Below are 19282 nucleotides of genomic sequence, written 5' to 3'. Positions count from 1 at the left end.
CATCAGAGGGGCTGTGCACCCGATTCGAGCAGACGCTTCGGGTGCATGCCGTCGACTTGGCCGATGAATGGCGGGTGGATGCTGTAGCCGAGCATGCGGCGAATGTCTTCGGATACCGCACGCACCGTGTCACGGGTCATCGACAAGGTGAACGCCTCCTGCGGGCGCAGCCACGGCTCGCAGTACTGCGCCGTCACCGCCAAGCGTGCGTTCGCGGTTCGGTTGGCGCCTCCGCCATGCCACAACGTCCCGAGAAAGAACACGCACGATCCGGCACTCATCACCACAGGCTCACGTTCGGCCGATTCGGGCAGCCGGTTGCCCCACTCGTGGCTACCGGCGACGATGTCAGTGGCCCCGTTGTCGGCGGTGAACTCGTCGATTGCCCAGATCGTGGCCGCACTCAACGCTTTTCGTGGCCTCGGCAAAGGATAGAAACCGTCGTCGGTGTGCAGGAACTGGGCCTGCTCCCCCGGCAGAATGTTGATCACCTGCAACATCGACAACAGATAGTTCGGCATCAGCAGCCGATCCAGCAGCGCCAGCACCCGCGGATGGTCGGCGAGGTGGTCGCAGCTGCGGGTCTTGTTCAACACGCTGTACACCCGCTGGGTTGTGCGTCCTTCGAATCCGTTGCGGCCCCGCTGATCCAGCAGCGACTCAACAGAGTCGCGAATGGCATCGAGCTCGGCCGCGGTGAGCAGATCGGGCAGGATCACATACCCGTCACGCAGCACTGCCGCCAGGTCTGCCTCGGCTACCTTCGGGTCGATCTGCTCACCACTGCTGCGGGTCCGTCGATACGTACCTGCCAGATCGCCGGCCAACTCCATCAACGATGTCACTTCAGTGCTCATAGCGGCCCCTACCCGAAACATAACTGACTTCTGTTATGGTTCGCACTATGGCACGGGCCCCGATCGGGCGTCAACAACTACTCGACGCCGCCCGCGACGAACTCGTCCACGGAAACGGTGTCATCGAACTGAGCGGGCTGACCCGCCGCGCCGGCCTCAGCACCGGCGCGCTCTACCACCACTTCGGTTCGAAAAGCGGGCTTCTCACCGCGATCTACGACGCGTTCTACGACGGGTTGCGCCACGCGATCGCCGATGCCCATCTCCCCACCGGCGATTGGGCGACTCGCGAACGCAACCGCACCCACCGCTTCGTCGCATACCACCTCGCCGATCCGCTGGCGCCGATCCTGCTCAACCGCACAGCCGGTGATCCACAGCTGACCGAACTCGAAGCGGCCTATATCCACGACCTCATCGACAACGCCGCCGCCAACATCCGCCATGGCCAGGACCTCGGTGAGCTACCGGCTGATCTGGACCCCGACGGTGCGAGCGCCTATGTCATCGGCGGCCTGCGCCACGGCATCGCACAACAACTGCGGGTCACCCCGACACCGAACTCCGACCAAGCCACACAACTGCTTTGGCGCTTCACCGCTGCGGTCCTCGGCATCACGTAGGCGGGCGGTGCTGCACCACCCGCTGTCAGTCCCGGCCGGCCTGGCCGCGGCCGGTGATTCGGTTCAGGGACGAGATGCCGGGGATGTTGGTCAGCATCCGGAAAACGTCGTTGCCAGTGTTGATCAACGATTCGAGTTGCGGCAGCAGGCGGTCTACCGTCCGAAACATCGGGTCGGCCATCGCCATGTACCGTTCGGTCCGGTCGAGCGTGGTGTTCAGCCGTTCGGTCGCGACAGCGAGATTCTCGAGCAAATCGGGCAACTGCGCGGCGAGCTGAGCCGACGCAGGTGGGATACGCATCGCGCCGCTCGCCACCGCCTGCGCGGCCCCCACGGCGGACTGGGCCGTGTCGACCGCCGCCTGAGCGGCTGATTTGAGGTCGCTGGGTTTGGGCACTTTCTGGCTACTCATACTGGCAACTGTCCACCACATCGGCCACGCCGTTGCCTACAACCAGCAAAATCAACCGGGGACGACGCGCCGGCTAACCCGTCGGCTCCGGCGGAAGCCCGTATTGCACCGCTATGCCGGTGAGCAACATCGTCATTCGTTGTTGAAAAGTGTCATCGCTGAACGGGTCATAACCGGACTGGGCAACTGCACGCAGCGTGGGATAGTCGGATACGGGACGTTTGGCGAGGAGTTTGAAGATCCGGGCGAGCCACGGCTGTCCACTGTCAGCGTGCAGGTGTTCGCGATGCGCCTCGGTGACACTGCCGATGGCGATCGCGCTCACCGCGGACCACACGGCCATCGCGTCATCAGGCGCCAGGCCGTGTTCTGCCAGCACCTCCACCGCATCGCCGTTGCACTGCATCTCCATTTCGTCGCGCACCCCGCCCGTGACGAACTTCTCCACCAGCGCCGGCTCGGAGGCCAGCACTGTCCGGATATACGACGCGTAGCTTCGCATCCAGGTTGCCCAGTGCTCGCCGGTGTACCGCGGTGGTGGCGACATGACGAGTGCGCTCTCGGCGGCCAGACTCAGGAGATCGTCCTGGTTCTTCACGTGGTGGTACAGCCCCGGAAGGCTGATACCGAGGTGCTCGGCAACCCGGCGCATGGTGACGTTCTCACTGCCGATCTCACGCACCGCGGCGACGATCGCGCTCTGGTCGATGCGTGGCGGGCGGCCCCGACGCGGCGTTGAGTCGTTGGAGGTCACGCAATCCTCCTGCCTGGCGCTCCGATCTGGGGGTTGACGTTAATCGATGGGAGTTCTAAGAATCAATATGAAAATTCGGATGGGCATCTCGAAGCCGCCACAGAAATGAGCCGCGACATGACTGACACCGTGCACCGCCAGAACCGTCAGGTCCTGTTGCGCCGCCGCCCCAATGGTCTGGTCTCCCCCGAGGACACCGAGATGGTGACGACGCCTGCTCCGGCTCCCGCGGAGGGCGAGGCGCTGCTGCGCACCACCTATGTCGGCATCGACGCTGCCGCTCGCACGTGGCTGGACGGCGAGCCCGGCTACCTTCCGGCCCTCGAACTCGGCGAGGTGGTGCGGGTCGCGGGAATCGGCGAGGTCGTCGAAACACATTGTGATGCATACAAAGTCGGCGACCTTGTCACCACTCTGACCGGACTGCAGGATTACGCGATCATCCGCGACGACCTCTTCAGCACACCGGTGGTCGGGTACACCGATCCGCTGGCCGTGATGTCGATCTACGGGCCGACCGGCGCCACGGCCTATTTCGGAATGAAGGGCGTCGGCAATCCACAGGCCGGAGAAACGGTCGTCGTATCAGCGGCCGCGGGTGCCACCGGGTCGGTGGCGGGCCAGATCGCCAAGATCGCCGGCGCTCGCGTGGTCGGTATCGCCGGTGGTCCGGAGAAATGCCGTGCCGTGGTCGAAGACTTCGGCTTCGATGCCTGTATCGACTACAAGGCAGGCAACCTGACCGCCGCGCTACGGGAAGCGTGCCCCGACGGAATCAATGTCTACTTCGACAACGTCGGCGGCGACATTCTGAATGCCGTGCTGGCCAACCTGGCGCACAAGGCACGCGTGGTGATGTGCGGCATCATTTCCAGCTATCTCAACGGTGATCACCCGGGCCCGTCCAACTACGTCAACCTGCTGGCCACCGCCTCGACGATGCAGGGCTTCATCGCACTCGAGGAATGGGCGCGCTTCGACGAGGCATTCACCGCACTGCAGGGTTGGGAACAGAAGGGGCTGCTGGTGCACCGCGAAACCGTGTACGAGGGGCTCGAATCCAGCATCGACGCACTCAACGGGCTGTTCACCGGCGCCAACATCGGCAAGATGCTGGTCAAGATCAACGAGCCGCGTCAAAGCTGACGGTGCCCCGGCGCACAGCCGCGATGTGCCCTACCGATGGATCGGCCGCCGGAACCGTGCGATCCAGCCGCGCCACCGCGTCGTTCCAGCTCTCGAATTCGGTGTCCCAGCCCAGGCGATTCAGCTGTGCCCGCACGTCGGCATCACTTTGCCCAGCATCACTTTGCCGCGGCGCGTCTTCTGAATCGCCGCTGCCCATGAGGTTGCGTAGCCCGGTGTACGGGGCGCTGGTGGCGTCGACCGAGTATTGACTGACACCGAATCGGCTACCCGGCGCTGACAATTCGCTGAGAACCGCCACCGCGTCGTGACGCGCGGCGGGGGGAATAAAGGCCAGAGCGCCTTCATCGACCCACAACGTCGGTGTTTCCGGTTCAAAGCCGCTCTCACACAGGGCCGTCGACCAATCCCCCCGCAAATCGGCCGCGATGACGTGGCGGTGACAGGTGGGTTCGATCGCCTGTCTTGCCAGTACAGGCTCCTTGAAGGCGAAGAGCTCAGGTAGGTCAACCTCGAAAACGGTCACCTCGGCCGGCAAGTCCATCCGGTACGCCCGGGTGTCCAAGCCTGCGCCCAGCACGACGATTTGCGTGATACCGGCGCCGACCGCATCCCGGACTCGGTCATCGACCAACCGGACCGCCACCGAGCGTCCCTCGTAGAACTGGTCGGCGACCTGCTCCAGGGATGTCCATCGATCGGACGAAAACCCTTCACGCGCTGCGTCGACAAACGATTGTGCCACTGGATCGAGGTACAGCCGATCCGGACGTCGACTTTCGCGCATGCGGATGACAGCGACCCCGATCGCCGTCATCGCGACACCGTCGACCGGCACCGCAGAACTTGCTTCCCCCACATTTCCCCCAGAGATATGACGTGGCCCACGGTCATTCATGTGCGACATCCAGGACGCTAGGCCGCGGCCGTGCAAGCCGTCAACCATTCCCGCAGCTGCCGCGACAAATGCCGATGCGCCGCAGCCCGCTCGGTTCTTTTCATTGTGCTGATTAGGTTTACGGCTCCACGAGGTCGGATAGCCAATGGATCTGGCGAAATCATTCGCATTCAGATTGGAGGTCGACTTGCTATGAAGATCACCAAGATCATTGCCAGTGCAGCTGTTGCAGGTGGGATGGCGGCCGGAGCCGCCGGACTGAGTGCGGCCGCCGCGAATGCCGCTCCACCGCAAGCACCGGCACCTAACCAGCCGATGATATCGATGACCATCCCAGGTGGCCCCAACCCCGGCACACCGCCTGCCTGGGCACCGCCGAAGCCTGCGTCGCCGGCGTGGGGTGCCGGAAACCCGCAGGTATGGGATGAGGGCTGGAACCACTGGGGCGTCTGGATGAACGGCGTGTTCGTGCCGACGTACTAACGAAGGTTCGCCCTCCGTCACCCCGGATTCTCCCCGGGGTGACGGTTCGCGGGCGTTCTTCATTCGTTACCGCTCACACAGCCCGCGCCAACACTGCGGACAGGGCAAACACAACATGACGAAATAGCTTTGCTCTCCGTGCGGCACCGTCGTCGCACCAGTCAGAAACGGAGTAGAGCAATGCGTTTCAAGAAATCCGTGGGCGTATCGGCGATGGCGGCAGCGATCGGTGCGGCCGGCCTCCTTGGTCTCGGCGGCGGCACTGCCAGCGCTGATCCAGGCCCTGGCTGCGACCGTCCGGGCACGCCGTGTGAGCACCGTGACGACCGCGGTCCCCAGCCCGACCAGTGGCACGGTCGTGGGATCGACCAGGGACGTCGCGACCATCAGCCATTCGAGTGGAACGGCCAGCGGGTCACCCCGATGCCCTCCGGCGACGGACGCGGCTGGGGCTTCTGGTTTCTCGGCACCTGGATTCCGCTGTAGCCGAACCGGTTCCTGGTGGGGCACCCATCCCCTGGTGCCCCACCAGATACCGGGAGGCGACGCTCAACGCGGCGTCGAGCAGACCGCTTTCACCGCACCGTCCATAGCAGCGGCCGCAGACCAGCTCGCATGATCTGCCGGCTCGAACTTCGGCAGCTTGGCGGCATAGTTGTCCACGTACCGAGACTGGGCCCGCAGCAGGCCGCTCAGAAGCGGATCCGTTGACGCGTCTGCCAGACGGCGCAGTTCGGCCGCCTCCTGTCGCATGACCGGGATAACGGACATCGTCACCGCCCGCTGCTTGGGCGACCAGCGCGCGGCGGCCACACGGTGGTCCGTCTTCGCCCATGCCTGCTGCTTGCCGTCAAATCCGGCACTGGCCCGTTGCCATTGAGCACACACCGGGTCAGGTTTGGCCGCGGCAAATGCCTGGGCGGGTTTGGCACCCGGATCCGCACGCTCGGACGACGCAATCACCTCGGCGGGAACGGGTTTCGCTGCGGCCGACGTTTCCGGTTCGGCAGCGGTCGGCTCATGCTCGCGCCCCGACAACGCGACCGTCAGGACGCCGCCGACCAGCAATGCCGCGGCGGTGGTCACTCCGATCACGGTCTTCATCCTGTGGTGTTTGGCGAAGCCGGCATCCGGGCGGGAATTGAACGGCCAACGGCCGCCGTCCCCCGCCCCTTGAAGCGCCACCTTGAATGCCGCGTCCGGACGAGCCCGTAGTTCGGTCACCGCCACTTCGACGGCTGCGGTTGGCGTCCCCAGGTCGGTGAGGACCTTGACGAACCGCGCCACCGACACGAGGTCGCGTCCGTAGAGGTTCTCTTGGGGTTGCGTCGCAGGCAGGAACCGCTCGATGAGGTCCTCACGCAGCTGTGACGCACGCGCGATTTCCGTCGCGGTGAGCCAGCGTCCCGGAACATCTTCTGCCCCAATACCGGTCATTCAGATGATCCCTCTCGTCCACACCTGATGATTGGTACAACACGGTGCGCGGGTGCTGCAACCGGGCAGGCAGCCGAGGGCCGCCACGTTGCCGTCACAAGTTGGCCACCGAAAGGTCACGACCGCCGAAGTCGGTGCTTGCGCGGGATCGACTGGCAAATAACAAATCTCGTCGGCAACGACGTAATTGCGGAGCCGAGCACACCGCCTGACCGGTGAACGGAACCGGCCTGAGGACACTGCAGCCGCCGGCCTACCGCAACGGGATGGGCGGAACCCGCGAAGGACAGATTGAGGTAGTGCACTACGCGTGTCCTCACTACCCCGTCGCGGCGATGCTGAGAATGCTCGACCCGCCAGTACAGCTGCCGAACGGTGATGACGATGACGTATGAGGTGCGGACATGACCTCCGTGGCCGCTGCGCACTCCGCGACAGGCGACCGCCGGACGCTCACCCTCGCCGGCAGTGAATCGCCGCCTGCCCTCGATGAGCGCACCGGCGCCGAGCCTCGTGACAGGCTGCGCCCCCGGCCCGCGTCGGTATGGCGCGAAGTGGCCGGCGGCAGGCTGGCGGACCTGCGGGTCGAGCTCGACCGGATCCCGGCTGACAGCCGGGACGACCCGGGCTATCTCGACGCGCGGAGCAGGCTCGAGGAGGCCAACCGGATCGTCGATGCGCCACGCGGGCTGCGGGGTCTGCTGAACGGAGCCGCAGTGGAAGCCGCCTGGCTTCGCATTCACGCCGTGGATGTGGCGGTCATCCGGCTGGCGACACCCGATGTGGTCCGAGCGCGGTTGCCCGAGATCGTCACCACCGGTAAGGAACTTCTCGGCGAAAGCCATGACTCGGTGACGACCATCCGCGAGATCATGGGCCGCGCCGAGTGGACGGACCACGACCGGGAAGCGCTGGCGCACAACGTAAAGGCCGTCCACGCCGCGTCGGACAGTGAGAACATGCGGCTGCGCAGTTTCCGCAACATCCTTCTCGGCGCCACGGCAGTGCTGGCGCTGCTCGCCGTCTGTGTCGCCGTCGTCGGCGCGCATCGATCCGACACCTTCGGGCTCGTCACGTCAGGCACCTCACTGTCGGGGGCCGACATCGCGATCGCTGAGTTGCTGGGCCTGGTGAGCGCGAGCCTTGTTGGCGCTCTGGCAATCCGGAAGATGAAAGGGACGTCTACCGCCTACGCGGTGCCGATGGCCTCATTGTTGCTGAAGCTTCCGACCGGCGCGTTGACCGCCGTCGCCGGTCTGCTGATGGTCAAGGCGGGCATTGCCGGTAACGGCGTCAGCCTCACCACAAGCGCCCACGTGGTCGGCTACTCGCTGCTGTTCGGAGCTTCGCAGCAGGGTATTACCGGGATGGTGGACCGTCAGGCCCAGAGCCTGCTGAACAACATCTCCTCCAAAGACAACGCCTGATCATCGGCCGGCGGCCGGCTTGGCATGATGCTGGATATGGATCAGTACAGCCGCGGGGAATTCGTGTTCGACGTCATCGACGACGGTCCCGCCGACGGCCCGGTGGTCGTGCTGCTGCACGGTTTTCCGCAGCAGAACGCCAGCTGGCAGCCAATTATCGCGCTGCTCACCGCCGCCGGTTACCGGTGCCTGGCACCCAACCAGCGTGGGTACTCGCCCGGCGCCCGGCCGCTTCGCCGCCGCGACTACCGCGTGGAGGAGCTGGTGAAGGACACCCTCGCGCTGATCGATGCCAGCGGCGCCGAACGGGTGCACCTCGTCGGCCACGACTGGGGTGCTGCGGTGGCCTGGGGCGTCGCCGAGTACGCACCCGAGCGGCTGGCCTCTCTGTCGGCATTGTCGGTTCCCCACCCGCGGGCCTTCCTGCGGTCCCTGCTCACCAGCCGGCAGGGACTGGCGTCCTGGTACATGTACGTCAACCAACTTCCGTGGCTGGCCGAACGATTCATGCTCGGACGCGACGGCAAGGGCGCGACCATCGCCAAATCCCTGATCCGCAGCGGGCTACCCCCGGCGGCTGCCGAACGCGATGCGCGGGCCATGGCCGAAGCGGGGGCCTTGACGGCCGCGCTCAACTGGTACCGGGCCGTGCCGATGAGTCGCTCGGGCCGGGGCGGTTCGTCGAAGATCACGGTGCCGACTTTGTACGTCTGGAGCGACCGGGACATCGCGATCACTGCGAAACCGGCACACGACACCGCGCAGTACGTCAGCGGTCCTTATCGGTTCGAAACGCTGCACGGGGCCTCGCACTGGCTTCCGGAGGAGAAGCCGGTCGAGGTCGCGGAGATGTTGTTGCAGCGGTTCGCCACCTATCCGGCCTAGCGTTAGGGTCGACTGTCGCGCCGGGTGAGCAACCGATAGCCACCGTAAAACGCCAGCGCGACAATGAAATTGACGAAGTAGGCGATATCGGCCCCGTGCCATGCGGCGGCCACCGCGCCCTGGATCAGCGTGGTGTTCATGAACGGGACGGCGACGCCGTAGGCGATCAGGAAGGCGATGAGGGCAGCCGCTGCGTCACGGCGCGAGACGGACTCGACGCTCGGATCGATACTGCTGCGCCCGCGAACCCTGATCACCCAATCCACCACGACCACAGCGACAAACGCCGGAATCCAGTAGCTGACCAACAGCAGCACGTCGGTGAACCGGGTCGCCGTATCGGCGGCGTGCAACCACAGGATCAAGCCGAATGCCAGCGCCGTCACAATGATCGCGGACACTGGCCTGCGCACTCGCACACCGATGGTCTGCAACGCCAACGAACCGCTGTAGTCATTCATCACCCCCGACCCGATCGCGGCGAGCGCGATCACCAGCAACGCCAGACCGCCGAGCAGACCCCCGCCCATCACGGCATGGACACCGACGGCGGTGTGATCACCGATGACGGATGCGGCCGCGATCCCGATGCCCTGAACGAACACGTAGCCCAACACGATCCCGGCGAACGAGTAGCCGAACACCTGCCGCCGCGACGAGTCAGCCGGGAGATAGCGACTGAAATCTGCGGCGTAACTGGCCCAGGAAACGGCCAGGCTCAGTGCGATCGTGATCTCGAAGATGAACGCTCCGGCCAGATCGGCACCGGCCGCCGACGGCGCCACCACGATGTCATGGCCACTCACCAGCTTGACCGTGAAGACCGCGAACGTGACGAACAGGATCACGGTCAACACCGCTTGCAGGCGGTGGATCAACTCGTAGCCGAAAAAGCCGACGGCGCCTTGTACGGCCAGCACGATCAACACCGCGCTCCAGAACGGGATGCCCAGAAGTGCTGCGAGCGCCTCCCCGCCGAACAGGCCGACGAGCGCGTCCCAGGCGATCGAGGATCCCCACTGCAAAATGCCGGGTACCACGACCGCGCCGCCAAATGCCATGCGCGCGTTCGGAAGCTGACCCGCTCCGGTGCGCGGCCCCCACGTCGACAGGTAGGCGACGACGGCCGAACCCAGAACTGTGCCGATCACCATGGCCAGCAGTCCCAGCCAGAACCCCAGCCCCAGGGTGATCGCGAGTGTCCCGGTGAAGACCCCGGTCATGTTCACCTGGGGTGCGAACCACACGGTGAACAGGCGGGCTGGATGGCCATATCTCTGGTCTGTTGCCAGCGGTGTGATCCCGTGAGTCTCCACGGTCAGATCACCCGAGCCGGTCGGGCGGCGCCCGCTGAACGTGGACGCGTTGAGCGCACCGACTCCGAATGCCATCACCTATTCGACCACGGCCCCGGTGTGCCCACCTGGGCTGGACCCGCGCCATAATCGGACAAACATCAAGATGAGCTAACGATCGGAGCGGAAGTGGCGAGGACCGAAGTGGACCGGTCCTCCCCCGCGTCCGGGGAGACGGGCCGCCGCGCCGGTGTCCTGATCGCGGGCCTGAGCCTGGTGGCACTCACGGTCGCCATCTTGCAGACCGCGGTCGTCCCGATCCTGGGCATCATCGCCCGTCAGTTGAACACCTCGGGGGTGGCGGTCAGCTGGGCCGTCACCGCCAACCTGTTGGCGGCAGCCGCCTCGACTCCGCTGATCGGCCGGCTCGCCGATCTCTACAGCAAGAAACGCGTGCTGCTCGGCGTGCTGGTGGTCGTGTTGGCGGGCTCGGTGTTGGCCGCGGTGACGGCGTCGGTCCCGTTACTGGTGGCGGCGCGCGTTCTTCAGGGCGCCTCCTACGCGCTCTACCCGATCAGCATCGCGATCCTGCGGGAGGAGCTCGCCGAGGATCGCCTGGTCGGTGCGATGTCGGTGCTGTCCGGAACGCTGGGCTTCGGCGGCGGCGTGGGCCTCGTCGTCACCGGCCTGATGATGTCGGGCGACGCCGGGTATCACCGGGTCTTCTGGCTCACCACCGCATTCACCGCCGTCGTCATCGTGGTGGCCGTCGTGGTCGTACCCAGTCGCCCCGCTGCCGCCGGTGGCGCCATCGACTGGCTGGGCGCGGCGGGCCTGGCGATCGGGCTGTCGTCGGTGCTGCTCGCCATCACCCAGGGCAACTCGTGGGGATGGACCCACCCGGGCACGATCGGGTTTCTTTTCGGCGGCGTCAGCGTGCTGATCGGCTGGTGGTGGTGGGAACGACGTGCCGCCGATCCCCTGGTCTCGACGACGATGCTGGCCCGACGACCCATCCTGCTGACCAATCTGGCCACGATCCTGGTCGGAATGGGTCTGTACTTCGCGTTCCTCGGCCTCACCCAGTTCGTGCAGATGTCCCGCCAGGTCGCCGGCTATGGCTTCGGCGCCGGGGTGCTGCAAGCCAGCGTCTACTTCCTGCTCCCGGGAGCCCTCACCGGATTTGTGGTGGCACTCGTCAGTGGTCGGTTCATCGACCGGTACGGCGCCCGCCGAGTCCTGGTGGTCGCCGCCGTCGCGGGTATCGCCGGATTCGTCATGCTCGCCGTCGCACATGATCACCCTTGGCAGGTGGTGGTGGCCGGGATGCTGGCCAACGCCTACATCAGCCTCGGGTACGGCGCATTGCCCGCATTGGTCGTCAGCGAGGTGGACAGCGGCGAGACGGGCATCGCCACCAGCATGAATGCCATCGCGCGAACGATCGGCAGCTCGGTGGCGGCGGCCGTCGTCGCCGTGCTGCTCGGGCATCGGATGGTGCCATCGGAAGGCAGCTTCGTGACCATCTTCGTCGCCGGCGCGGTCACCGCCGCGATGGCGATGGCGCTCATCGCGGTGTCCCGTGCACCAGACCGACACGGCGAGTCCGTGCACACGCTGTCGGAGTCTCGCGCGATGAACCACGAGTGGGGCTGACTCGCCGTCCCCAGTCGCCGGTTTCCTGTCGTGGCAACGCCGGGAACTGCGAAACTGAGCCGGCCGGACCACCCGTCCGGCCCTTGGAATCGACCAGTCCGGAACTGACCGGGCCCACCGTGGCCGTTGAGCCGCCGCGCTATGGAATCACGCTGTCAAGCCGCTTCAGACGAAGGATTCCATTGAAAAATTGTTAATTCATTGCGGAATCGCTTGCGAAGGTGGCCGTTATCCGCGATTGTTTACCGACAGCTTCCAAGCTGCACCGGAGGAGGAGACCGCTGACCGGCCCAGATATCACCGCCGTCGACAAATCGACGGAACACGACGGCACGCCACGGAGTGGCGCGCCCGTCATCGAGATCGACCATGTCACGAAGCGGTTCGCCGACTACGTGGCCGTGGCCGACGCGGACTTCTCTATCGCATCGGGCGAGTTCTTCTCGATGCTCGGCCCCTCGGGCTGTGGGAAGACCACCACGCTGCGCATGATCGCGGGGTTCGAAAGCCCCACCGATGGCGCCATCCGGCTCGAAGGGGTCGACGTCTCGCGCGTGCCACCGCACAAGCGCAACGTCAACACCGTCTTCCAGCACTATGCGCTGTTTCCACACATGACCGTGTGGGACAACGTCGCCTATGGGCCACGTAGTCAGAAGAAGAGCAAGACCGAGATCAAGCGCAGCGTCGACGAGCTGCTGGAAATCGTGCGGCTCACCGACTTCGCCAAGCGCAAACCCGGCCAGCTTTCCGGCGGCCAACAGCAGCGCGTGGCATTGGCGCGTGCCCTGGTCAACTACCCCAGTGCGCTCCTGCTCGACGAGCCGCTCGGCGCCCTCGACCTCAAACTGCGCCATGCGATGCAGTTCGAACTGAAACGCATCCAGCGCGAGGTCGGCATCACGTTCATCTACGTCACCCACGATCAGGAAGAGGCGCTCACCATGAGCGACCGGATCGCGGTGATGAACAACGGCAACGTCGAGCAGATCGGCAGTCCCACCGAGATCTACGACCGTCCGGCAACGGTGTTCGTCGCCAGCTTCATCGGTCAGGCCAACCTGTGGCCGGGCCGGCAGACCGGGCGGACCAACCGGGACTTCGTCGAGATCGACGTACTCGGAACGACGCTCAAGGCCAAACCCGGCGACACCACCATCGAATCCGGCGGGCACGCCACCCTGATGATCCGTCCCGAGCGCGTACGCGTCTCGCTCGATCAGCCGTCAGGCGACGTCGCGACCGTACCCGCCACCGTCAGAGATCTGACATTCCAGGGTCCGGTTCTACGGCTTTCCCTTGCCGCACCGGATGATTCGACGATCATCGCCCATGTCGGACCCGAGCAGGACCTGCCGCTGCTGCGTCCGGGAGATGCCGTACATGTCAGTTGGTCACCGGAGGCTTCGCGAGTACTTCCGGCGGCAGACATCCCCACCGCCGAAGACCTCGAAGAAATGCTCGACGACAACGCCTAGACACTCTCCATCCAATTCCCCTCATTTACGGAAGCGCCCGAATTCCCCGAAAGGTCGCCCATGCCCGACAACCTCGACCCCCGACTGCTCGCCCGGCTCACCGCGAACCGCACATCACGTCGCCGATTCCTGGGTGGCGGTGCGGCTGCCGCAGCCGCACTGGCGCTCGGGCCTTCGGTCCTGGCCGCGTGTAGTTCAGGTGAGAACTCCAGTGCCCCAACCACCTCGGCGGCACCCGACGACGGGTCACCGGCCACCGGCACCGTCCGTATCTCGAACTGGCCGCTGTACATGGCTGACGGATTCGTCGCCGCGTTCCAGACCGCGTCGGGTCTGACCGTGGACTACAAAGAAGACTTCAACGACAACGAGCAGTGGTTCGCCAAGGCCAAAGAACCGCTGTCGCGCAAGCAAGACATCGGTGCCGACCTCGTGGTGCCCACCGAATTCATGGCGGCTCGGCTCAATGGACTCAAGTGGCTCAACGAGATCAGCGAGACCCGGGTCCCCAACAAGAAGAACCTGCGCCAGGACCTGCTGAACTCGAAGGTGGACCCGGGGCGCAAGGTGACCGCCCCCTACATGACCGGCATGGTGGGTCTCGCCTACAACCGCGCGGCCACCGGGCGTGACATCACCAAGATCGAGGACCTGTGGGATCCCGCGTTCAAGGGCCGGGTCAGCTTGTTCTCCGACGTCCAGGACGGGCTCGGCATGATCATGCAGTGGCAGGGCAATTCCGTCGAGGATCCGACCACCGAGGCGGTCACGAAGGCCGTCGACGTGATCCGCGAGCAGAAGGACAAGGGCCAGATCCGGCGCTTTACGGGCAACGACTACGCCGACGATCTCGCGGCGGGCAATATCGCTGTGGCCCAGGCATATTCGGGTGATGTCGTGCAGCTCCAGGCCGACAATCCGGACCTGAAGTTCATCGTTCCGGAGTCCGGCGGCGACTGGTTCATCGATACCATGGTGATTCCCTACACCACACAGAACCAGAAGGCCGCCGAGGCCTGGATCGACTATGTGTACGACCGGGCCAACTACGCCAAGCTCATCGCCTTCACCCAGTTCGTGCCCGTCTTGTCCGACATGACCGATGAACTCGCCAAGATCGACCCCAAGGTGGCCGGCAATCCGTTGATCAACCCGCCTGCCGACATCCTCGCGAAACTGAAGTCGTGGGCGGCCCTCACCGACGAGCAGACCCAAGAGTTCAACAGCCTCTACGCCGCCGTGACCGGAGGCTGACGCCGATGGCAGGTGTGGCCACCAGCAGCCGGCAACGGAGCAAGATCGCCCCGTACCTGATGATCCTGCCGGCCCTGGTTTACCTCGGGATCTTCTTCGTGGTGCCGTTCTTCTCGTTGGCGCGCACGTCGTTGTCGACGTCGGGCGGCTCGGTGTATTTGCCGACGCTGGAGTTCGATTGGAACTTCGGCAATTACGCGCACGCCTTCACCGAGTATCAGGATCAGATTCTGCGGACGTTCGGGTACGCGTTCGTCGCGACGGTGCTGTGCGCGATCCTCGCCTTCCCGTTGGCCTACGTCATCGCGTTCAAAGCCGGCCGGTTCAAGAACCTCATCCTGGGCCTGGTGATCCTGCCGTTCTTCGTCACCTTCCTGATCCGCACGATCGCCTGGAAGACGATCCTGGCCGATGACGGCTGGGTGGTGAGTGCGCTCGGCACCATCGGTCTGTTGCCTGACGAAGGCAGATTGTTGTCGACCAGCTGGGCTGTGATCGGCGGCCTCACCTACAACTGGATCATCTTCATGATCCTGCCGCTGTACGTGAGCCTGGAGAAGATCGATCCCCGGCTGATCGAGGCGTCCAAAGACCTCTACTCGTCGAACGCCCGCAGTTTCACCAAAGTGATTCTGCCGCTGTCGATGCCAGGAGTGCTGGCGGGCAGCATGCTGGTGTTCATCCCCGCCGCGGGTGACTTCATCAATGCCGACTATCTGGGCAGTACCCAGACCAGCATGATCGGCAACGTGATCCAGAAACAGTTCCTGGTGGTCAAGGACTATCCCGCCGCCGCGGCGCTCAGCATGGTGCTGATGGCCATCATCCTGGTCGGTGTGCTGCTCTACACCCGGGCCCTGGGAACGGAGGATCTGGTATGACCGCCGCCGCAGTCGAGGCCGCGATCAACCCGGCCGAACCGAAGATCGTCAAGGGCTCCCCGCGATGGGGCGACCTGGTGTTACGGCTCATCGCCGGGCTGGTGTTGTTGTACCTGTTCCTGCCGATCTTCGTGATCGTGCTGTTCTCGTTCAACAATCCGGCAGGCAAGTTCAACTACACCTGGCAGGGATTCACCCTCGACAACTGGGCGCACCCGTTCAAGTATCCGGCGCTGACCGAGGCCCTGAAATTGAGCCTCAACGTCGCCGCCGTGTCGACCGCCGTGGCCCTGGTGCTGGGCACCCTGGTCGCAATCGCCCTGGTGCGCCAGCGTTTCCGTGGCCAGAAGGCCGTAGACACCTTTCTGGTGCTACCGCTGACCGCGCCCGAGGTGGTCATGGGTGCCTCGCTGTTGACCCTGTTCCTCGATCTGGGTTGGGCCACCGGCTACACCACGATCGTGGTGGCCCACATCGCCTTCCAGGTCAGCTTCATCGCGATGACGGTGCGGGCCCGGGTGCGCGGTTTCGACTGGACGCTCGAGGATGCCTCGATGGATCTCGGCGCGAGCCCCAGCCGGACATTCTTCAAAGTGACGCTGCCGCTGATCGTTCCGGGCATCGTGGCCGCGGCGATGCTGTCGTTCGCCTTGTCGCTCGACGACTTCATCATCACCTACTTCGTCAGCGGTTCCACGGTCACCTATCCGCTGTATGTCAACGCGGCGGTCAAGGCCGCAGTGCCTCCGCAGATCAACGTGCTGGCCACGGCGATCCTGGTGGTGAGCCTGTTGCTGCTCATGGTCGGCACGTTGTACCGGCGCAAGCGGATCGACGCCTGAGCTCAGCGAGCGTCGAGCTGCACCGTGACGGCCACTTTGCCCCGGTCGTCACGGTGCGCGACGGCATGCCCAGTACGGTCGCTGCCGTCCAGGTTCAGCAAGGTGAGCTGACCACCCTCACCGAGGAAGTTGCGCCACCAGTTCTTGCTGTCCGGCGTCATCACGTTGATGGTCACCTGGTTGCCGTCGCGGGTTACCGAAACCGGAGTCTCGAACGTGCGGCCCGACCGGCGCCCCGTGTACCGGATGACGACCACGCCGTGGCCGATCCACCGGCCGAGCACCGGAACTCGGGTGAGGCCCACCGCGGCCGCGTTGAACCACCGGACGACGGGGGAATTGAAGATTCCACGTGACATTGGCGCCAGCGTAATCCGGTCAACCGATCTCGGCAGGGACCGGTGTGTCGCGCGCTCCGGTGCGCGCCGCACCGATCCCGGCGGCCACCACGAAGCAGATGCCGACCACGGCGGCCGGGGCCGGGATCTGACGCAGCAGCACGAGGCCGACAAGCATCGCGAACGCCGGCTCGAGCGCCATCAACGTGCCGAACGCGGCGGTGCTCAGATAACGCAGCGCGGACATCTCGAGGGCGAACGGCACCATCGGCAGCAGGATCGCCAGTCCCACACCGATCAGCAGCAACTGCGGGGTCAGGTGAGGAAACACCGATGGCCCGACGACCGCGGTACCGACCAGACCCGCGACCGGCATGGACACCCCGAGCCCCTTGATGCCGGCCACCTCGTCGCCGACGCGTTGGGTGAGCAGGATGTAGCAGGCCCAGCACAGGGCGGCGCTCAGTGCGTAGAGCACGCCGACGAGGTCGACGTCACCCGTCCACGGTTCGGTGAGCAGTACGACGCCGGCCGCCGCCAGCCCGGGCCACAGGATCCGATTACGGCCCTTGCCGTGCGCGACGGCGACCCCGAGCGGGCCCAGGAACTCCAGCGCGCTGGCCGTGCCCAGCGGAATGCGGGACAGTGCCGCCATGAACAGCATCGTCACCCCGGCGGTGACGACGCCGAGCGCGACGCAGGTCCAGAATGCCGACTTCGTGAAGGACGAGGGGCGAGGCCGCACGATCGCGAGCATCAGAACCCCGGCCCACGCCAGCCGTAGCCATGCCGCGCCCTCGGCGCCGACCTGGTCGATCAACCCGACGGCGACCGCCAGGCCGATCTGTACGCAGAGCATGGAGGCCATGGCCATCAGCGCGCCGGTACGAGCCGGATGCCCCGCCTGAGTGGTGCAGCGTTCGGCCATGGCCCCATCCTGTCAAAGGCCCGCACTCCGATGATGTTCGCTCGGTGCTCACGGTCGTGACACTTTCCGATGCGACGGTGTCCATGTGCGCAGCGAAGCGGGTCGGGGGTGTACAGCGGAGCGGTTTCACCGGTTCTGCGTCCTGCTCGTGCGTGCCCTGCCGGCGCCGCTGAATGCCGTGGTGGCGCCGACGTTCCTCGGCTTCGCCCTCATCAACACCTTCACCTTCGGCGTCGATCTGGCGATCCTGACCGCCCTCCACGGCGGATTACGGGCGCCGCTGCCGGTCGCGGTGACCGTCGGATATGCCGGGGCGTTCGGCCTTGCCTACTACCTCAACCGCACGCTGAACTTCCGCTCGCACGCAGCGGTGGGGCCCCAGCTGACCGTCTACGTGGTGGTCGTCCTGCTGAACTACGTCGCGTTCATCCTCGGTGTTTCCAGTGGCCTCGCGGCGCTGGGAGTCGAATACCACCTGGCCAGGATCGTCGCCGGAGGGTGCGAGGCGATCTACATGTACAGCGCCCTGCGCTGGGTGGTGTTCCGGCAGTCAGATGCAACAGTCAAGAGCCGGCCACGAACTCGGCCAACACGTCGAGCACCGCGGTGACCGCGGTTCGGGAGATCACCTCGTAGCCGTGCGTACTCAGGGTCGGCAGACAGAGCAGCCCGGCTTTCGGGGACAAACCCGCCGCCTTGGTATGGGATGCGTCAGATTCGAAGGCGCCGAGCACTGCCGGCTGCGCCGCGAGACCCAAATGGTCTGCGACAGAGCACAAACGATCGGCGATGTCCTTGTCGTACACGCACTGCGCATCGCTGTAGCCCACGATCGGTCCACCCGTGACGGTGGTGCCGTATTCGGCCTCTGTCGGGCCGACCTCCACAGCGATCGTGAGATCGCCGGGCAGCGTCCGGCAGGCGTGAGCCGCCCCTACCCCGCCGACCTCCTCGTTCGTGGTGAACACCAGATACACGTCTCCGGCGGGCCGTCGTCCGCTCTCGTGCACTCGTCGTGCGAGTAGTAGCAGGGAAAGCACTGCCGCCCTGTCATCCATGAAATAGCAGCCCAGGTAGTCGCCCACCTCGACCAGCTCACGCTTGCTGCGGTCGATACACACCCTGGTACCCGGCCCGATGCCGGACTTCTCGAGAGAATCGGGTTGTTGCCCGGTGAACACGTAGACATCGGGCCAGTCCAGTGCCTTGTCGCCTTGATCCGGTTTCGTCCGCCAGACGTGTGCGGTCTCCTGCGTGGTGTGTTCCGAACCCAATGCCAGTACACCGCAGATGGTTTCGTTGTCACCGAGGACAGCCACCGGGCCAAGGCCGAAGTTGGCGGGGTACATCGTCCCCAACGGCGTCAGCCGCAGTGTGCCGTCCGGCTCAACTCTTTTGACGAGCATCGACAACTCGTCGAGGTGGGCCAGCACCCTGGTGACAGGGGCGCTGCGCTGCGCGCCGGATATCAGAGCGACGAGGTTCCCGGCGGCGTCGGTCCACAGTTCGTCGGCGTAGGGTTCGAGCTCTCGACGACACACGTCGCGCACAGCGTCTTCCTGCCCACACGGTCCGTAGGCGAACAACAGTTCCTGTAACAACTCACGCTCGTACCCGTCGTCCAGAACCGGCATACCTGGGATTGCCCGGTGGCGCGGATGTGGAAACCTCGGCCGGTGACGGGCGCT

The 19282-nt window shown here is 65.3% G+C and carries 21 protein-coding genes; 12 read left to right on the top strand and 9 right to left on the bottom strand.

What is annotated here, in order from left to right; genetic code table 11:
- Positions 1–2 precede the first annotated feature (2 nt).
- Positions 3–857 (bottom strand): phytanoyl-CoA dioxygenase family protein, encoded by an 855-nt coding sequence (locus tag QQ25_RS16585; RefSeq protein ID WP_039379620.1) that lies wholly within the window; start codon positions 855–857, stop codon positions 3–5.
- 47 nt (positions 858–904) lie between these two features.
- Between QQ25_RS16585 and QQ25_RS16580 the strand changes: the two genes are divergently transcribed.
- Positions 905–1480: a TetR/AcrR family transcriptional regulator gene (locus QQ25_RS16580; RefSeq protein WP_039379619.1), complete on the top strand. Its 576-nt coding sequence runs from the start codon at positions 905–907 to the stop codon at positions 1478–1480.
- Positions 1481–1505: 25 nt separating this feature from the next.
- On the opposite strand, the gene QQ25_RS16575 is transcribed toward QQ25_RS16580, so the two are convergent.
- Together QQ25_RS16575 and QQ25_RS16570 are read right to left on the bottom strand one after the other, a co-directional pair.
- Positions 1506–1892 (bottom strand): hypothetical protein, encoded by a 387-nt coding sequence (locus QQ25_RS16575; protein WP_039320120.1) that lies wholly within the window; start codon positions 1890–1892, stop codon positions 1506–1508.
- 73 nt (positions 1893–1965) lie between these two features.
- Complete coding sequence (locus QQ25_RS16570) at positions 1966–2646, bottom strand: TetR family transcriptional regulator (protein WP_039379617.1); 681 nt, start codon at positions 2644–2646, stop codon at positions 1966–1968.
- A gap of 117 nt (positions 2647–2763) precedes the next feature.
- Between QQ25_RS16570 and QQ25_RS16565 the strand changes: the two genes are divergently transcribed.
- The gene (locus tag QQ25_RS16565; protein WP_039320691.1) at positions 2764–3792 is read left to right on the top strand and encodes an NADP-dependent oxidoreductase; all 1029 of its coding nucleotides are present in this window, start codon (positions 2764–2766) and stop codon (positions 3790–3792) included.
- On the opposite strand, the gene QQ25_RS16560 is transcribed toward QQ25_RS16565, so the two are convergent.
- Positions 3770–4984, bottom strand: coding sequence for an SAM-dependent methyltransferase (locus QQ25_RS16560; RefSeq protein WP_234711917.1), 1215 nt, complete (start codon positions 4982–4984; stop codon positions 3770–3772). The genes QQ25_RS16565 and QQ25_RS16560 overlap by 23 nt on opposite strands.
- A gap of 30 nt (positions 4985–5014) precedes the next feature.
- Here QQ25_RS16560 and QQ25_RS31570 point away from each other — a divergent pair, with 30 nt between their 5' ends.
- Together QQ25_RS31570 and QQ25_RS16550 are read left to right on the top strand one after the other, a co-directional pair.
- Complete coding sequence (locus QQ25_RS31570; RefSeq protein ID WP_308205470.1) at positions 5015–5173, top strand: hypothetical protein; 159 nt, start codon at positions 5015–5017, stop codon at positions 5171–5173.
- Between the two features lie 180 nt (positions 5174–5353).
- On the top strand, positions 5354–5659 hold the full coding sequence (locus QQ25_RS16550; RefSeq protein WP_039379614.1) for a hypothetical protein: 306 nt from the start codon (positions 5354–5356) through the stop codon (positions 5657–5659).
- A 63-nt stretch (positions 5660–5722) separates the two neighbouring features.
- Here QQ25_RS16550 and QQ25_RS16545 read toward each other — a convergent pair whose 3' ends face one another.
- Positions 5723–6610: an ESX-1 system-associated protein gene (locus QQ25_RS16545; protein ID WP_039379612.1), complete on the bottom strand. Its 888-nt coding sequence runs from the start codon at positions 6608–6610 to the stop codon at positions 5723–5725.
- A gap of 404 nt (positions 6611–7014) precedes the next feature.
- On the opposite strand from QQ25_RS16545, the gene QQ25_RS16540 reads away from it, so the two are divergent.
- Together QQ25_RS16540 and QQ25_RS16535 are read left to right on the top strand one after the other, a co-directional pair.
- On the top strand, positions 7015–8037 hold the full coding sequence (locus QQ25_RS16540) for a hypothetical protein (RefSeq protein ID WP_039320110.1): 1023 nt from the start codon (positions 7015–7017) through the stop codon (positions 8035–8037).
- A 36-nt stretch (positions 8038–8073) separates the two neighbouring features.
- On the top strand, positions 8074–8922 hold the full coding sequence (locus tag QQ25_RS16535; RefSeq protein ID WP_039320689.1) for an alpha/beta fold hydrolase: 849 nt from the start codon (positions 8074–8076) through the stop codon (positions 8920–8922).
- A 2-nt stretch (positions 8923–8924) separates the two neighbouring features.
- On the opposite strand, the gene QQ25_RS16530 is transcribed toward QQ25_RS16535, so the two are convergent.
- Complete coding sequence (locus tag QQ25_RS16530) at positions 8925–10313, bottom strand: purine-cytosine permease family protein (protein WP_039379611.1); 1389 nt, start codon at positions 10311–10313, stop codon at positions 8925–8927.
- A 93-nt stretch (positions 10314–10406) separates the two neighbouring features.
- Between QQ25_RS16530 and QQ25_RS16525 the strand changes: the two genes are divergently transcribed.
- From QQ25_RS16525 to QQ25_RS16505, 5 genes are all read left to right on the top strand, one after another.
- Positions 10407–11873: an MFS transporter gene (locus QQ25_RS16525; protein ID WP_039320106.1), complete on the top strand. Its 1467-nt coding sequence runs from the start codon at positions 10407–10409 to the stop codon at positions 11871–11873.
- Between the two features lie 296 nt (positions 11874–12169).
- Positions 12170–13351, top strand: coding sequence for an ABC transporter ATP-binding protein (locus QQ25_RS16520; protein ID WP_407661805.1), 1182 nt, complete (start codon positions 12170–12172; stop codon positions 13349–13351).
- 60 nt (positions 13352–13411) lie between these two features.
- Complete coding sequence (locus tag QQ25_RS16515; protein WP_039320104.1) at positions 13412–14605, top strand: polyamine ABC transporter substrate-binding protein; 1194 nt, start codon at positions 13412–13414, stop codon at positions 14603–14605.
- Positions 14606–14610: 5 nt separating this feature from the next.
- A complete protein-coding gene (locus tag QQ25_RS16510) occupies positions 14611–15486 on the top strand; it encodes an ABC transporter permease (protein ID WP_029107748.1) in 876 nt (291 codons plus the stop codon).
- Complete coding sequence (locus QQ25_RS16505; RefSeq protein WP_039320102.1) at positions 15483–16328, top strand: ABC transporter permease; 846 nt, start codon at positions 15483–15485, stop codon at positions 16326–16328. Before QQ25_RS16510 ends, QQ25_RS16505 begins: the two co-directional genes overlap by 4 nt.
- Before the next feature lie 2 nt (positions 16329–16330).
- On the opposite strand, the gene QQ25_RS16500 is transcribed toward QQ25_RS16505, so the two are convergent.
- Together QQ25_RS16500 and QQ25_RS16495 are read right to left on the bottom strand one after the other, a co-directional pair.
- Complete coding sequence (locus QQ25_RS16500; protein ID WP_039320101.1) at positions 16331–16687, bottom strand: hypothetical protein; 357 nt, start codon at positions 16685–16687, stop codon at positions 16331–16333.
- Between the two features lie 19 nt (positions 16688–16706).
- On the bottom strand, positions 16707–17594 hold the full coding sequence (locus QQ25_RS16495) for an EamA family transporter (RefSeq protein ID WP_101906152.1): 888 nt from the start codon (positions 17592–17594) through the stop codon (positions 16707–16709).
- Positions 17595–17679: 85 nt separating this feature from the next.
- Here QQ25_RS16495 and QQ25_RS16490 point away from each other — a divergent pair, with 85 nt between their 5' ends.
- Positions 17680–18204 carry a GtrA family protein gene (locus QQ25_RS16490; RefSeq protein WP_052235846.1) on the top strand — a complete coding sequence of 175 codons (525 nt, stop codon included), beginning with the start codon at positions 17680–17682 and terminating at the stop codon, positions 18202–18204.
- Here the strand turns inward: QQ25_RS16490 and QQ25_RS16485 are convergent.
- Positions 18158–19228, bottom strand: a complete 1071-nt coding sequence (locus QQ25_RS16485) for a M20/M25/M40 family metallo-hydrolase (RefSeq protein ID WP_039379609.1) — start codon at positions 19226–19228, stop codon at positions 18158–18160. The genes QQ25_RS16490 and QQ25_RS16485 overlap by 47 nt on opposite strands.
- Positions 19229–19282: the final 54 nt, after the last annotated feature.

Source organism: Mycolicibacterium setense, from assembly GCF_000805385.1.
Lineage (GTDB): Bacteria > Actinomycetota > Actinomycetes > Mycobacteriales > Mycobacteriaceae > Mycobacterium > Mycobacterium setense.
This window is presented reverse-complemented; position numbering and strand designations above follow the sequence as displayed.

What these genes read in the sequence shown, in the direction of transcription:
- QQ25_RS16580 (WP_039379619.1), top strand. Translation starts at nt 905, where the DNA reads ATGGCACGGGCCCCGATCGGGCGTCAACAACTACTCGACGCCGCCCGC.
- QQ25_RS16500 (WP_039320101.1), bottom strand. Translation starts at nt 16,687, where the DNA reads ATGTCACGTGGAATCTTCAATTCCCCCGTCGTCCGGTGGTTCAACGCG.
- QQ25_RS16505 (WP_039320102.1), top strand. Translation starts at nt 15,483, where the DNA reads ATGACCGCCGCCGCAGTCGAGGCCGCGATCAACCCGGCCGAACCGAAG.
- QQ25_RS16485 (WP_039379609.1), bottom strand. Translation starts at nt 19,228, where the DNA reads ATGCCGGTTCTGGACGACGGGTACGAGCGTGAGTTGTTACAGGAACTG.
- QQ25_RS16535 (WP_039320689.1), top strand. Translation starts at nt 8,074, where the DNA reads ATGGATCAGTACAGCCGCGGGGAATTCGTGTTCGACGTCATCGACGAC.
- QQ25_RS16530 (WP_039379611.1), bottom strand. Translation starts at nt 10,313, where the DNA reads ATGGCATTCGGAGTCGGTGCGCTCAACGCGTCCACGTTCAGCGGGCGC.
- QQ25_RS16550 (WP_039379614.1), top strand. Translation starts at nt 5,354, where the DNA reads ATGCGTTTCAAGAAATCCGTGGGCGTATCGGCGATGGCGGCAGCGATC.
- QQ25_RS16515 (WP_039320104.1), top strand. Translation starts at nt 13,412, where the DNA reads ATGCCCGACAACCTCGACCCCCGACTGCTCGCCCGGCTCACCGCGAAC.
- QQ25_RS16545 (WP_039379612.1), bottom strand. Translation starts at nt 6,610, where the DNA reads ATGACCGGTATTGGGGCAGAAGATGTTCCGGGACGCTGGCTCACCGCG.
- QQ25_RS16540 (WP_039320110.1), top strand. Translation starts at nt 7,015, where the DNA reads ATGACCTCCGTGGCCGCTGCGCACTCCGCGACAGGCGACCGCCGGACG.
- QQ25_RS16510 (WP_029107748.1), top strand. Translation starts at nt 14,611, where the DNA reads ATGGCAGGTGTGGCCACCAGCAGCCGGCAACGGAGCAAGATCGCCCCG.
- QQ25_RS16495 (WP_101906152.1), bottom strand. Translation starts at nt 17,594, where the DNA reads ATGGCCGAACGCTGCACCACTCAGGCGGGGCATCCGGCTCGTACCGGC.
- QQ25_RS31570 (WP_308205470.1), top strand. Translation starts at nt 5,015, where the DNA reads ATGACCATCCCAGGTGGCCCCAACCCCGGCACACCGCCTGCCTGGGCA.
- QQ25_RS16585 (WP_039379620.1), bottom strand. Translation starts at nt 857, where the DNA reads ATGAGCACTGAAGTGACATCGTTGATGGAGTTGGCCGGCGATCTGGCA.
- QQ25_RS16565 (WP_039320691.1), top strand. Translation starts at nt 2,764, where the DNA reads ATGACTGACACCGTGCACCGCCAGAACCGTCAGGTCCTGTTGCGCCGC.
- QQ25_RS16575 (WP_039320120.1), bottom strand. Translation starts at nt 1,892, where the DNA reads ATGAGTAGCCAGAAAGTGCCCAAACCCAGCGACCTCAAATCAGCCGCT.